Origin of the sequence: Sphaerisporangium sp. NPDC049003, from assembly GCF_043197795.1 — a bacterium.
Classification (GTDB): Bacteria; Actinomycetota; Actinomycetes; order Streptosporangiales; family Streptosporangiaceae; genus Sphaerisporangium.
This window is the reverse complement of record NZ_JBICTU010000029.1, coordinates 29,344-41,892: the sequence shown is the minus strand read 5'-3', so window position 1 is coordinate 41,892 and position 12,549 is coordinate 29,344. Positions and strand designations below refer to the sequence as shown.

The 12,549-nt window shown below is 66.1% G+C and carries 12 protein-coding genes; all 12 read right to left on the bottom strand.

The genetic code is table 11. From position 1 onward, the window contains the following. Nucleotides 1–89: 89 nt before the first annotated feature. The 12 genes from ACGFIV_RS28580 to ACGFIV_RS28525 are packed head-to-tail and all read right to left on the bottom strand — an operon-like array spanning nt 90 to nt 12,548. Nucleotides 90–1,094 (bottom strand): diiron oxygenase, encoded by a 1,005-nt coding sequence (locus ACGFIV_RS28580; protein ID WP_358553813.1) that lies wholly within the window; start codon nt 1,092–1,094, stop codon nt 90–92. Further along, nucleotides 1,094–1,873, bottom strand: coding sequence for a phosphodiesterase (locus tag ACGFIV_RS28575; protein WP_392838203.1), 780 nt, complete (start codon nt 1,871–1,873; stop codon nt 1,094–1,096). Before ACGFIV_RS28575 ends, ACGFIV_RS28580 begins: the two co-directional genes overlap by 1 nt. Beyond that, the gene (locus ACGFIV_RS28570) at nt 1,857–3,107 is read right to left on the bottom strand and encodes an ATP-grasp domain-containing protein (protein WP_358553817.1); all 1,251 of its coding nucleotides are present in this window, start codon (nt 3,105–3,107) and stop codon (nt 1,857–1,859) included. Before ACGFIV_RS28570 ends, ACGFIV_RS28575 begins: the two co-directional genes overlap by 17 nt. After that, nucleotides 3,104–4,717, bottom strand: a complete 1,614-nt coding sequence (locus ACGFIV_RS28565; RefSeq protein ID WP_358553819.1) for a CTP synthase — start codon at nt 4,715–4,717, stop codon at nt 3,104–3,106. Before ACGFIV_RS28565 ends, ACGFIV_RS28570 begins: the two co-directional genes overlap by 4 nt. Nucleotides 4,718–4,732: 15 nt before the next feature. Beyond that, nucleotides 4,733–6,046: a cation:proton antiporter gene (locus ACGFIV_RS28560; protein ID WP_358553821.1), complete on the bottom strand. Its 1,314-nt coding sequence runs from the start codon at nt 6,044–6,046 to the stop codon at nt 4,733–4,735. Further along, nucleotides 6,046–6,570, bottom strand: coding sequence for a hypothetical protein (locus tag ACGFIV_RS28555; protein WP_358553823.1), 525 nt, complete (start codon nt 6,568–6,570; stop codon nt 6,046–6,048). Before ACGFIV_RS28555 ends, ACGFIV_RS28560 begins: the two co-directional genes overlap by 1 nt. Then, nucleotides 6,567–8,159, bottom strand: coding sequence for a hypothetical protein (locus ACGFIV_RS28550; protein ID WP_392838202.1), 1,593 nt, complete (start codon nt 8,157–8,159; stop codon nt 6,567–6,569). Before ACGFIV_RS28550 ends, ACGFIV_RS28555 begins: the two co-directional genes overlap by 4 nt. Next, nucleotides 8,146–8,577 (bottom strand): SRPBCC family protein, encoded by a 432-nt coding sequence (locus tag ACGFIV_RS28545; RefSeq protein WP_358553827.1) that lies wholly within the window; start codon nt 8,575–8,577, stop codon nt 8,146–8,148. Before ACGFIV_RS28545 ends, ACGFIV_RS28550 begins: the two co-directional genes overlap by 14 nt. After that, nucleotides 8,577–9,113, bottom strand: a complete 537-nt coding sequence (locus ACGFIV_RS28540) for a DUF6031 family protein (RefSeq protein ID WP_392838201.1) — start codon at nt 9,111–9,113, stop codon at nt 8,577–8,579. Before ACGFIV_RS28540 ends, ACGFIV_RS28545 begins: the two co-directional genes overlap by 1 nt. Next, nucleotides 9,110–10,177, bottom strand: coding sequence for a DUF6001 family protein (locus ACGFIV_RS28535; protein ID WP_358553831.1), 1,068 nt, complete (start codon nt 10,175–10,177; stop codon nt 9,110–9,112). The genes ACGFIV_RS28540 and ACGFIV_RS28535 overlap by 4 nt, the downstream gene beginning before the upstream one ends. Then, complete coding sequence (locus ACGFIV_RS28530) at nt 10,174–11,793, bottom strand: alkaline phosphatase family protein (RefSeq protein ID WP_392838200.1); 1,620 nt, start codon at nt 11,791–11,793, stop codon at nt 10,174–10,176. The genes ACGFIV_RS28535 and ACGFIV_RS28530 overlap by 4 nt, the downstream gene beginning before the upstream one ends. Continuing rightward, nucleotides 11,790–12,548, bottom strand: coding sequence for an HAD hydrolase-like protein (locus ACGFIV_RS28525; protein ID WP_358553836.1), 759 nt, complete (start codon nt 12,546–12,548; stop codon nt 11,790–11,792). Before ACGFIV_RS28525 ends, ACGFIV_RS28530 begins: the two co-directional genes overlap by 4 nt. Nucleotide 12,549 lies beyond the last annotated feature (1 nt).

Sequence of the window (12,549 nt, the reverse complement as noted above, 5' to 3'; positions counted from 1 at the left end):
ATCCGTGCGCCGAAGCTCCGCGTCGATCTTCGCCCGCCGGTCAGCCTCCTGAATCGCGGAGATACCTGGCTCGCGAGAGCCCTGCGGGTTTACCGATGGGTCTGGACGACTGACCAATCGAAGTCGATCTCCTCGAGGACGCCCATCTCCGAGAACAGCGAGTGAATCCCACTGAAGTCGCTGAACAGGCGGCTGCGGCCGGGGCTCTTGCAGTCTTCCAGCATGCTGCGCCCCTCCGCCACGCCCACCAGGTCCATGATGCGCTCCCACGTGCCGTAGTCAGCGGTCGTGTAAGCGGTCAGGGCATCGAAGGCCGAGCGGGTGAAGAATCGCTGCTGCGCTGGGTCGAGGCTCGGATAGACCTTCTTGGCCAACTCGGCCGCGATAGCCGAGTGGCAGTATTCATCACGGGCGTGTAGCCGAGCGGTGGCGCTGTGCACGGGCTGGATGCCGGGGTCGTCAGCGATCGTGTCGAGGTACGGGCCGATGCCGATCTCGGCGATGGTCGCGAAGGCAAGGGTCGTCAGGCTGCGCTGCCAGCGCTCGGCAGACCCTTCCCATAACTCCTGGTGGCGCCGCGAGTGCAGCGGCAGCGGCAGCGCGTTATCCGGGTATGGTTTTCCGCGCAGCTTTCGCGTAACGGCACTCGCGTTCATGTGCATGAGCGTGTGGTACTGCTCGTCGACCATCGCCTGAGTGAGGCACGTCTCCAACTCGTCACCGGACAGGGCAGGGAACTCCCCGCTGATGACCAACCCGAAGGCCGGGTTGGCGATCGCCTCTTCGGTCACGATCGTCTTCCGGTTGAAGGCGATGATCGCCCAGGTGAGCACGTCGCTGCGCTTAGCCGGGTCGAGAGCAAGCCAGGTCGGATGGTCGCGGAACGGAAGGATGCTCTCCGGATAGTCAGGGCGGTCCAGCTCGTACAGGTCCTCCAAGCGGAGTTCGTCACGCTTGACACTCGCGCGGCGGTGCCAGTTTCCGGCGAGCCGCCGGATCACTGCGCTCTCGGTGGCATCTACGCCGCCGTCGTTGATCGCCGACAGATCTTCGAAGAGCGCTTCGTCGTACTCGTCGCGCTTGATGACGCCCATCAGAATTGCTCCATCTTGTAGTCAGGGCATGGTTGGAAATAGGTGAACAGGCGGTCGTCCCAGAATTCGTGCAAGACCACCAACGGTTCAGTGACCCCATGATCAGGATCGGCTCGGTCCAGCGGGAGTTTCCAGGCATAGGCCGTGCTGGGCGCCATGATCAACGGGATCCCGGCGAACTCGGTACGCACGGCCGTATGGACATGGCCACACAAGATCCCGACCACTTGGGGGTGGTCGGCCAGCACGTCGGCGAGTGCCTGAGAATCGGTGAGTCGGGAGCCGTCCAGGCTGGAGACGCCGAGCGCGAGCGGAGGCTGGTGGAAGGCGACCACGGTCGGCCCCCTGGACCCGCGCAACGCCTCTGCGAGCCATTCGAGCGTTGCCGCTCCGAGCTCGCCTCTCGACCTGCCCGGCACGACAGCGTCGCAGAGAAGCACGGTGAGCTCGCCGACCCTGACTACCTGGTTGACCGGACCGCCCCCTGGTTGGTTCAGCAGCATCCGGCGGATCAGGACTCGGTCATCGTGGTTGCCAGGGCAGACGAAGACCGGCAGCACCCCCGACAGCGGATCAAGTACCTCCGCGAGCGCCTCGTATTCGCGGTCGAGCCCGTCCTGGGTCAGGTCACCAGTGATGACCACCCCCGCCAGGTGCTCCGCCCGCCGCCGCAGATACTCAACTACCCGGGACGCCCGGGCACCATGGCGCCCGTCCGCGTCTATATGCAGGTCGCTGATGTGGGCGATACGAGTGACCCGCTCAGTTGACGACCTCATAGAAGCCTTCCCCGTCGAGGTAACGGGCCGTGTGATAGTCCCGCTGGACGACCCCCGGCAGCTCGTGGACCAGATGGACCAGCATGGGGTAGGTCATGTCGTTGATCGAGCGATGCAGCCTGTCGCCTACCCGGGTCCGGATCAGGGCCTCGTCGAAGCTCTCCAGGGCTTCCAGCTCGGCCATCCGCGGGTATGCGGCTAGCGCACCCGACCTAGGTGAGATCATGTTGATGCAGGTGGCGTGGCGCGAGATCTCGTAATCGCGAATCGCCCTCTCTCTAAAGCGGTCCTGGTCGACGTATGCGTCAACGGTCCACTCCAGTTGCGACTCACCGATCGCCTTGCCCGTGAGCACGGGCAGGTCAGAGCCGCAAATCCGGATGCCGGTCTCGATCAGCCGCGGACCGTCCGGGGTGAGCTTCAACTCTGTGTGTGCGCCGCCGTTGCGCACCCCCAGCGCGTTCAGGACCTCGGCGGCGTATGCGGCCAGCGAGTCCTGCTCCGGCCCCCTTCGGGGCATCAGCACAGACCCGCCGAGCAGATCCTTGACTCCGTTGATGTCGAGGTGCTGGGTCTCCCAGATATCGCAGATGTAGTGGATCCCGTCCATGCTGACCGAGTTGACGTAGTACTCGGTGCCGCGCAGGTACTCCTGGGCCACGACCCCGTCGTTCACCTGGGTGAAGGCGCTGTATGAACCGGCGAGTGACCGGAAGGCCGCGATCACCTCGTCGGCGGAGTCGCAGAAGGAGACCCCATCGTTGAGCGCGCTGCGCAGCGGCTTGATCACTACTCTGCCGCCGACCTTCTCGTACCAGTCGAGCAACGTCTGCTCGTCGGTCGCCCGCACCTGCTCGGCGGCCGCGACGCCCGCCGCCTTCACCGTCTCGACCATCTGGTACTTATCGCGGCGGGCGGAGCTGAGAGCGGCTCCGTTGGTGCGAAGACCCAGCCGGTCACTGAGCTGGTCCGCGAGCTCGACGCCGCTCTCGGCCCCGGCGATGACAACGTACGGGCCATGTGCGGCGACCCGTTGGAGTGTCTCCTCCAGGTCTCCGCGGTGCACGATGTGCTCGTAGAAGTCGTTTGGCTGGTAGCGGGAGGCGAAGATCGCGGGCGGTTCTGGTGTGCTTTGAACATGCAGAGTCCGGAAATCCCGCTCGTGGAAGAGGGGCGCTAGGAAACGGGCGGTCGAGTACGCGTCGACAATCGCGACGACAGGCTGTGGGGTCACAGGTTTCTCCTGTTCAGCGCCGCTCCGATGAGTCCGGAGAACAGCGGATGTGGCCGGGTGGGGCGGGAACGAAACTCCGGGTGTGCCTGGGTGGCGACGAGGAATGGGTGAATCGCGCGGGAGTACTCGACGAACTCGACCAAGTTCCCGTCGGGGGAGGTGCCGGAAAACACCAGGCCGGCGCGCTGGGCCAGTTCCTCGCGATATTGATTGGTCACCTCGTACCTGTGCCGATGGCGTTCGCGTACGACGGTGGTCCCATACAGTTCGTGGACCAACGTGCCCTCTGCCAGCACCGCCAGGTAACCCCCGAGCCGCATGGAACCGCCCAGGTCGGCTTCGCCAGAGACTGCGGCGACCTGGTCGGCCATCGTAGAGATCACTGGGTGCGGGGTGTCAGGACGGAACTCGGTGGAGTCCGCGTCAGGCATTCCTGCCAGCGATCTGGCCGCCTCGATCACGACGCATTGCAGGCCGAGGCAGAGACCCAGCATCGGAACCTGCTGCTCGCGGGCATATGTCACGGCCGCGATCTTCCCGGCGACGCCCCGGTCACCGAATCCGCCGGGTATGACGATCGCATCCGCATCGTGCAGCACGGTCTTGGGGCTGGGCAGGCAGGCCTCCGCGTCCACCCAGTGGAGGTGCACCCGGGCCTGGTGCGCGAAGCCACCGGCCCGCAGCGCCTCAGCGACCGAAAGATAGGCGTCCGGCAGCTCGACGTACTTGCCGACCACGGCGACGGTGACCTCGTGGAGCGGGTGGTGAACCCGCCCGACCAGATCATCCCATCGGGTCCAGTCGATCTCGCCCGCGACCAGGCCCAGCTTGCCAATGACAACACTGTCCAGTCCCTCGGCGTGCAGCGCACAGGGGATGTCGTAGATGGAGGCGGCGTCGATGGCAGCGACCACCGCATCTGTTTCCACGTCGCAGGCTGCAGCGATCTTCTGCTTGACCTTGTCGGGGATGGCGCGATCGGCCCTCAGTACCAACGCGTCCGGCCGGATGCCCAGGCTGCGCAGGGCCGCTACCGAGTGCTGGGTCGGCTTGGTCTTCAGTTCCTGGGAGGTGCCCAGGTGGGGGACAAGCGAGACATGGAGGTGGAAGACGTTCCCCGGACCTTCCTCGTGCCGCAACTGCCGGATTGCCTCCAGAAAAGGGAGCGACTCGATGTCACCGACGGTACCGCCGACCTCGGTGATGACGACATCGACGTCGTGCGCCGCCCGCCGGATGTTCGCCTTGATCTCCTCGGTGATATGCGGGATGACCTGGACGGTCTCCCCCAGATAGCCACCACGTCTCTCTCGTGCGAGTACCTCCGAATAGATCTTTCCCGTCGTGATGGAGGCGACTGCGCTGAGGTCGACATCGAGGAATCGTTCATAGTGGCCGATGTCCAGGTCGGCCTCGGCACCGTCCTCGGTGACGAAGACCTCGCCGTGCTGTAGCGGGTTCATGGTGCCTGGGTCGACGTTGAGGTAAGGGTCGAGCTTCTGCATGGTGACCCGCACCGTTCTGGCGGCCAACAGCGTCCCAAGGCTCGCGCCGGTCAGCCCCTTGCCCAGGGAGGAGACGACCCCGCCCGTAACGAAGATGTACTTCACGCTCTACCTCGCAGGTCACGATGCGGATGACACCAGGGCAGGGTCGGACTCCGCGGCCTTGGGCATGAGCTGCCCCCGAGCCAGTGCACGCTCAAGCCAGGAGCCGGCGAGAAGTGAGGTGGCGATCGCGGTGAGTACCAAGGTGGTGAACAACTGCTGGCTGACGATCCCCGCGTCAAAGGCGAGTGTCGCCATGACGATCCCTGGGCCGCCGCGCGCGTTCATCGCGACCGCCAAGTTGATCGCGTTCTGTGCGGGGCTCCCGGCCAGCCGCGCCCCGACAAAGACTCCGGCGATCTTCAGTGCGCAGGCGAGCAGGATGAACCCGATGGTGAACCACAAGGCGAACCCGTGCACCAGATCGAGCTTGAGGCCGACTATCGCGAAGTAAATGGGAATGAAGAACCCGGAGGCGAAGGAGCGGATCGCCGTCATGGATTCCGATCCTGTGCGAGGCAGGTCCGTCAGCAGTCCGACCGCGAATGCACCGAAGATCGGCGCCAGCCCGAGCAGGACACATGAAGCGGCCACGCCCAGCGTGAGCACGACCCGGATCGCCACCTGGTCAGCGGCGCGGTCGGACACGAGCCGGCGAGTTGGCCGAGGTACCTTGCTGACCCCGTACGCCAGCAGCAGGAATCCGATCGAGGCAAGCGTGTGGTAAGCGATCGACTCGGTGGTGGAGGAAATCGGCAAGACCGTGGACAGACCGAATGCGTCCTGCTTCGCATGACTCACCATGCCGAGCGCGACGGCGAGTAGGACATTCAGCACGATGTCCTCCAGCACGGCGACCGACAGAACAACTCGTGCGAATACCGTTTGCATGATGCCCAGATCGAGCATGATCCGCGCGATCACGGGAATGCTGGTGACCGCGAGCGAGCTGATCAGCACCAGCCCCAGCGCAGTGCTGTCGTTTGCCGGGCCGACGAGTCCGGAGCCGTCCAGGGACCACGTGAACAGCACGCCCCCGGCCAGAGGTACCACCATCCCGGTTACCGCGATCATGCCGACCGTTCGGCCGTCGCGGCGAGAGAACACTGTCCTCATCTCCGCGCCGGCAAGGAACATCAGCAGCAGCATTCCAATCTGACTGACCAGGCCGAGCCCGCTGCCGACCGCTCCGGTCCGGGGAAACAGCCATGCCTGTGCTTCAGGAGCGAAGATGCCGAAGAGCGTCGGCCCAAGCAGGAGGCCGCCGAGGATCTCCCCGATCACTGGGGGCTGGCGGAACCGTTTGAACACGCGCGCGAACAGGTTGGCTGAGCCCAGCAGGATCGCCAACGCAGCCAGGATGCGGAACAGGTCACCGTCGGTGATGCTCACTACGGTCTCCGGAAATCGAGGCTGAACCGGGACGCCACAGCCGAGGAAGACCCGGTGTACTTGCCGTCGTAGTTGATCGCGGAACCCTGCATCGCCCAGAAGGCGAGCTTTCCGATGATCATTCCGGGGTAGACCCGGACGGGATGGGCAACCTTGATCTCAAGCGTCCAGGGGAAGACCGCGCCGCTGTGTCCCAGCGGCGCCGAGTACTGGATCCAGATGCCAAGAGTCGAGGTCGACCGGCAGGCGTAGAGCGTGGCCGCGTGGTGGGGGCTGCCCATCGCCTCCATCGTGCTACCGAGATAGAGCCGGCCGGGTTCGAGAACCATCCCGTCCGAGCCCATGGCGGTGTGCACGGCCTCCGGTAGTTCGTAGCAGTCGATGACCTCCTTCTCGTAGGTCAGGATGTCCTCCGCCAGCCGGAAGCCGTAGCTGTTGGGCTCAAGCCTTTCGGCGTCGAAGTCATCGATGTGGATACGGCCGGCCTCGACCTCGGCCAGGATCTGCGCGCCGGTGAGGATCACAGCCAGCCCTCCAGGAGGTCGCGCACGGCGGCACGATGCCCGTCCAGATCACCGCTGTTGTCCAGCTCCAGGTCCGCCTCGATCTCGTCCAGCCGGCTGGTCGAGCGATCGGCGCGTGTCGGGTCCCCCCGTTCGACTAATCGCTTCTGCCGCAGGTCCTCATCGCAGCGAACCCGCAACACCCGGAAGCCCAAGGAACGTAGGGCGACGGCGTCCACCTCTGGGTCGCGCAAGTCGTCATTGACGATCACGTCCGCGTCGACGTTGCTCAGCCTGACCGTGAAGTCATCGATGAAAGCACGCGGGTTGATCCGGCGTAGGTTGTCGGCCAGGTCCTCCATCAGGATCTGGTCTTGCGCTCCGGGGCCCACTGCCCGGCCCGCAGCCAGATACACCGAGTCCTGCAGGTCGTACAAGGGCTTCGCCAGTTTGACCCTGGCGTGGCTGAGACCTGCGGCGGTCGCTGCTTCCTCCAGCAAGGACGCGGTCGTCGACTTCCCGCTGCCCGCCAGGCCGATCACGGCGACCCGAAGGCCTCCGCCGCGCAGTACCCGGTCAGGGTCCACATCGAGGGTGCCACGCAGTCGGACCATCGCCACCGACGGAAGAACCTCCCGGAGGTCGGCGAGCGATCGGTAGAACGCGCGATAGTCCGGTACCAGGTGGGACTGCCAGGTGAAGAACGTGGTGTCCACCTGACGGTCAACGATCTTGTTAAGGTGGGCCCAGCGCTCGGCCTCTGACCGCAGCTGCCAGGTAGTGAGCGGCTCGCCGGGGCGGACCTCGGGCAACAGGATCGCTGCGAGCCGCCGCGGCTGTGCCGAGAACTCAACCCCCAGCCAGCCCTCGAAGAGGTCCGGATCGATGAGCAGTTTGTCGGTCGCGGCCCGCTCACCGATTCCGGGGTCGACCTGTTCGCGGACCAGCCGTTCCAGCCGGGCGTCGGCTCGGATAGTGCCGACACCGACGTACGGGTAGTCGCGCCACGGGTAGACCTCGATCGTCTCGCCAACGCGGCGGCAGAACACCTTGTCACCGGTGAAGTACGACCAACCGGGACGGCGCAGCGCCGACAGCATGGTCGTCGTTTTACCCGCGCCCTTCGCCCCGGCGATGATCACGGCTTCACTGCCTCGGACCAGCCCGGAGGCATGCAGAACCACGGTGCCGAGGTCCTCTTCGTTCCGGATGATCAGATCACGCAGGAAGTCAATGACCTGGATGGCGGAGCCCGCAGTGATCCGCAGCCGGAACAGCCCGTCCGACCGGGCGTCCTTCGGGACGTCCACCAAAGTGGTGCGGTTGACGTAGAGGCGGCGGTCGCCCTCCTCTACCACATGGGCGTCGAAGTTGAACTCCGCCGCGTTGCTGCGGCGGATCACCGACTGCTCGGTGTCCCAGATCTGCCGGTCAACGTCAGCTTCGGGATCGTACGCGTCCACCTTGATCGTGAACGTGGCCGACCGGTCCGAGACCGGCACCAGCAGATGCCGGAAGAAGCGGCGGATCGGCTGGAAGGCGGGTTCAGCGTCGGGTGCTATCTCGAACCGGATCACGGTGTTCAGGAAGTCGAGGTCAATCATGGTCATTGGGTTCCTTGGCAGAGGCGAGGGCGGACAGCAGGAGGTCTGCGTGAGCGCGTAGCGACTGCGCCCAGATGGGGTCCAGCAGCGGGGCCAGCCCGTCGATCCCGAGATGAAAAGCGATGCTCAGTCCGACCCAGGTGCCGGCGCAGTCCGGGGCGAACGTCCAAGTCACGGCCAAGGAGTCGAAGTCGCCTTGGGTCTGTTCGAAGACCAGCCGTTGGCCTGAGGTAGTGGCCTCCCGCTGAGTCCAGCCCACCCGGCTTCCGTTGAGCAGAACGCTCCAACGGGCTGTCCCGTCCGATTGCGGCTCGACCTCGAGCACATGAGGCGCGATCGTCGGCAGGCCGGTACCCTCCCGTACGATCTGGCGGAGTTCGGCCGCTGACGAGGGGACGAAGGCCGTAGCGGAAATCTGCGGCATCACGCCTCCTTCATGAACGGGGTGAGGAAGCCGATGTCAAGACCGGCCGCACGGGAGAGCGCAGCCCAAGAGCGCAGGGTCACCAGCATGTCGCGCTGACCCTGCGCGATCAGACGGTCAGGCAGCTTGCCAGGGAACGCTTCAAGCAGCCGCTCCCAGAACACGAAGATCTCGTCATGGGAGCCGGGGCCGCCGAACTCCTCCGCCAGGGCGAAGATCTCGATGAGGTCGGTCCCAGCGGCCTGCGCGACCTCCTGCAGCCCGTACTCCAATCCGAGCGCGAGGCAGTGCGCGTCGGCCACGGGGACTCGTCCTGCGAGCCGGTTGTCTACGTCGACGAGTTGCTCCAGCAGTCGCAGCTTGACGGCACTCTGCATCTGCGGCTGATCAGTCCCGCCCTCAATGTCCTCGATATAGGAGCGGCCCTCGGCCAGCATCAGCCAGGCGGCCTGGATCCAGGCCTCTACCGCCGCCGTGATGGGCCGTGCATGCCCAGCCCTGACCTGGGGGAAAACCGGGATGTCCGCTGCTTTCATGCGCTCGTTCCTCCGGTGTAGTCGATCCGCTGGGCCAAGGCGCCACCCCGCAGGGCGCGCAGCAGCACTCCGGCTTCGCCTCCGGGGACGTCCCTCAACTCGGTGAGGGCGTACGGTCCAGCCGGAGCCTGGCCAGAAGCAGGCATTGCACCGTCCGACGTCAGCAGCAGCTCCGCGCCGGGCAGGAAGGCATACCGGTCCGCGCGATCGGCCGGGTCGAAGGCGACACTGACCGAATGGGTCCGCGCGGTGAGGGCTGCCGCTTCCCCCACCAAGGCGAGGTAGTCGGCGGCGATCCGGGCATCCGGCCGGGTCAGGGCGGAGGCCACTGTCACACGCAGCCGCTCCACCTCCGCACCGAGCGCGGCGAACGAGGCATCCGCCCAGCCCTGCTCTGCGACGAGCCGAGTCCACCTGAGCAGGTACCACTTCCGGGTGGTGTAGACGTCATTGTGGTGGGAGAGGATCGCGTCCATCAGGAACAGGAGCGTGTTGATCGCATAGCCGACCCGGCCGCGCAGCTCGCCGGCGGCTTCGGCCAGGGCGAGATGAACCGCCTGCTCGATCGAGTTCTGCAGTGCCGCCCGGCTCCACACGGCCGCCAGTGCCGGCAGCGCGGCGACATAAGGCATCTGCCCATCGAGAGTCACGCCATTGATGATGCGCTCGGTCTGTTTGCGCCGAGGTTCCCGATGCTTGTCCCAGCTCCGGAAGGCCTTGACGATCTCTTCTGGGGGACGAATGGCCAGGTCTGTGAGCTCCTTGAGGTTGGCAGCCAGCTCCGCGGCGGAGAATGAGACGACCTCCAGATGTTCACCCCACTCGAAGATCTTGGTGGAGATCCGGGCGCCTTCCATGGGTTCGTCCTGGATTCGAATGAAGTCCAGGTCGCTGGTCGCGTTGGCGAGACCGTGCACCGGCGAGCTGGTGATCAGGAGCTGTCCGGGGCCGACCCGCTCAGTCATGAGCGCGCCGAGCGCCGCCGGATCCAGCCGCCTGCTCCGCAGGAAGGTTGTGACGTTGGCGTGCCTCTGCTCGGCTAGCCGCGTCGTGGAGAGATTCATGAATCGACTTTCTGGAGGGAGCTGAGAAATCGCCGTCGCACCAACTGAGCCGCGAACGTGTTATCGACTTCGCCCAGGTGACAGCGGGCTTCGATGCCGGGGCCCGCAACCGCGAAGGTGGCCAGTAGCCGGTCATCGCCGTTGTTGACCACGTGGGCACCCGGCTTGACCGCCGGCCGCACCACAGGACCGGCCCCGGCCGGCGCGGCGGTCGGCTGGTAGTCGTGGTGCAACTCGACGAAGATGACGGAAGGAACGGCTCCGTCTGACAGCGGCACGCCATGCTGGTCCAGGAACCGGGCGACGACTGGCCGACCGGTGTCGGGGTCGATCACCTCTTGGAGCACGGCCATCGCCTTGGCCATGGCAGGTCCAGCCTCTTGCGGTGGGACGACCCCGTAAGGGCGGTCCCTGGTGTTGACGCAGAGCGAGCCATTGTTGGCAGGGTGGTAGACCACGCTGGACCGGGCAGGGTCCAGGGCACCCGCCGCGTCCCACACGGCCAGTCCCGCCTCGACCAGGGGCTCGTTGAGGTGGACCAGTTTCGCGCATCCCACGATGCCGTGGTCGGCGCTGAGGATCACGGTGTCGTTCTGGTCGGCACGGTCCAGCACCCGCCCGAGGAACTGATCAGCCCAGCCGTAGGCCTGGCGCACGAGCTCCCACAGGGCAGGGGCGCTTTCGGGGCGGAACACCCCGCTGCGCTCGTCGCACCAGCCGATGAACTCGTGCCCGACATCGTCGGTGATCGGAAGATAAAGAACGACGAGATCGGCTTCATGGCCGGCCAGCGTCCGCTCTGCCGCCCCGATGAACGCCCGCGCCGCGCACTGGACCGCAGAGATGAAGACCTCCTCCGCCGAGCCATCGCCCCCATCGACCAGACGGGGACCGAACGTCCCAGTCCGGTAGGAGGGACCGACGCTCTCCCCAGCGAAGACCGGAGCGGTGCGCATCGCCTCGACCAGAGCCAGGTCCGCTCCCGCGAAACGGGCGTGGTAGAGGCCGGTATGGGCGAACAACCGATCGCCGCCAGGCTGCTCCAGACAACGAATCCAGGTGCCGAGACCGTCAGAGAACCGGCGCTCGACCCACCCCTCGGCCGGGCGCACCAGTCGGCCGTCGAACAGCAGCCCGCCCGGCACGGCTTCAAGCATGTGCCCCTGCCATTGCACCTTTGCTCCGGTGGGGACCCGCAGATGGCCAGGGCGCAAGATTCGCCTGCTGAAAGCCTCGACAGCGGCGTCGACCCAAGGCGCCACGGCACCATCAGCGTCGAACACCCATGGGACGTGCACGAAGGCCGTCCGCAGACCGAGCTCCGCCCAGACCGGCGGCATCAGCGGGAATTGGGGCCCAAAACCCGAGCTCATCCCGGTGATCGGCCCGTCCCGGTCCGGAACGGGAAAGCCGGTCACGCCGTGCCGCTCCGTCCCTGTCCCCGTGAAGAGAGTCGCGAGGGAGGGCGGGGTCTGACAGTTGGGGCGCGGTGGCCTCGCGGCGGCGAAGCTCCCCGTTGCCCGCAGCCTCCGTACCGCCGGCAGCGACCCCTCGGCCTCCAGCCGGTCGACGATCCAGGCCGCTGCGGCATCCCAGACCACCCAGTAGACCGTCATCGCGGCCCGGCCATCAGATCGGGCAGGTCCACGATCGAGTCGATGGTGTACGAAGCACCGCCGGTCAGCCCTTCGGCTTGTTGATCGGCGAACTTACCAGTCCGTACCTGGACGGTGACAGCCCCGGCCGCGCGGCCTCCGGCGATGTCGGTGGTGGCATCATCCCCGACGACGACGCAACCGGTGACCGGGGTCCCGGCCGAATCAGCGGCCAGGGTGAAGAACTCGGCCGACGGCTTGCCGACGACGACGGCCTGACAGCCCGCGGCGTACTCCAGCGCGGCGACGACCGCCCCGGTATCAAGGTGATCGCCGTCTGCGCGCTTGAAATAGCGGCCGCGCTGCAGCGCCACCAACTGCGCTCCCGCGCGGAGCGCGCGGAACGCTCCATCGAGAAGGCTGTAGTCCAGGGTGTCGCGGCAGTCCCCCACCAGCACATGCGTGCAGGGAGCGCAGGCTACGGCTTTGAACTCAGTGCGCAGAGCCTCAGCAACGACTAGATAAGCGTTCCCTCCAACCGCCTCGAGCAGCCGTTGAGCGGCGACCACCGGTGTGAACAGCTCCTCCTGACGGATCCTCAGCCCGAAGCCCTCCAGGTCTGCGGCGACTCGGACCAGAGGTTTGGAGTCGGTGTTGGTCAGGAACCGCAGCACGTGGCCTTGCTCACGCAGCGCGGCGACCGCTGCCGTCGCGCCCGGGATGGGCTCACCCTCGGCGTAAAGCGTTCCTTCCAGGTCGAGCAGGATCGTGCCCACC

Coding starts and splice junctions, on each gene's coding strand:
- ACGFIV_RS28550 (WP_392838202.1), bottom strand. CDS start 8,159: ATGACCATGATTGACCTCGACTTCCTGAACACCGTGATCCGGTTCGAG.
- ACGFIV_RS28580 (WP_358553813.1), bottom strand. CDS start 1,094: ATGGGCGTCATCAAGCGCGACGAGTACGACGAAGCGCTCTTCGAAGAT.
- ACGFIV_RS28575 (WP_392838203.1), bottom strand. CDS start 1,873: ATGAGGTCGTCAACTGAGCGGGTCACTCGTATCGCCCACATCAGCGAC.
- ACGFIV_RS28535 (WP_358553831.1), bottom strand. CDS start 10,177: ATGAATCTCTCCACGACGCGGCTAGCCGAGCAGAGGCACGCCAACGTC.
- ACGFIV_RS28545 (WP_358553827.1), bottom strand. CDS start 8,577: ATGCCGCAGATTTCCGCTACGGCCTTCGTCCCCTCGTCAGCGGCCGAA.
- ACGFIV_RS28540 (WP_392838201.1), bottom strand. CDS start 9,113: ATGAAAGCAGCGGACATCCCGGTTTTCCCCCAGGTCAGGGCTGGGCAT.
- ACGFIV_RS28530 (WP_392838200.1), bottom strand. CDS start 11,793: ATGACGGTCTACTGGGTGGTCTGGGATGCCGCAGCGGCCTGGATCGTC.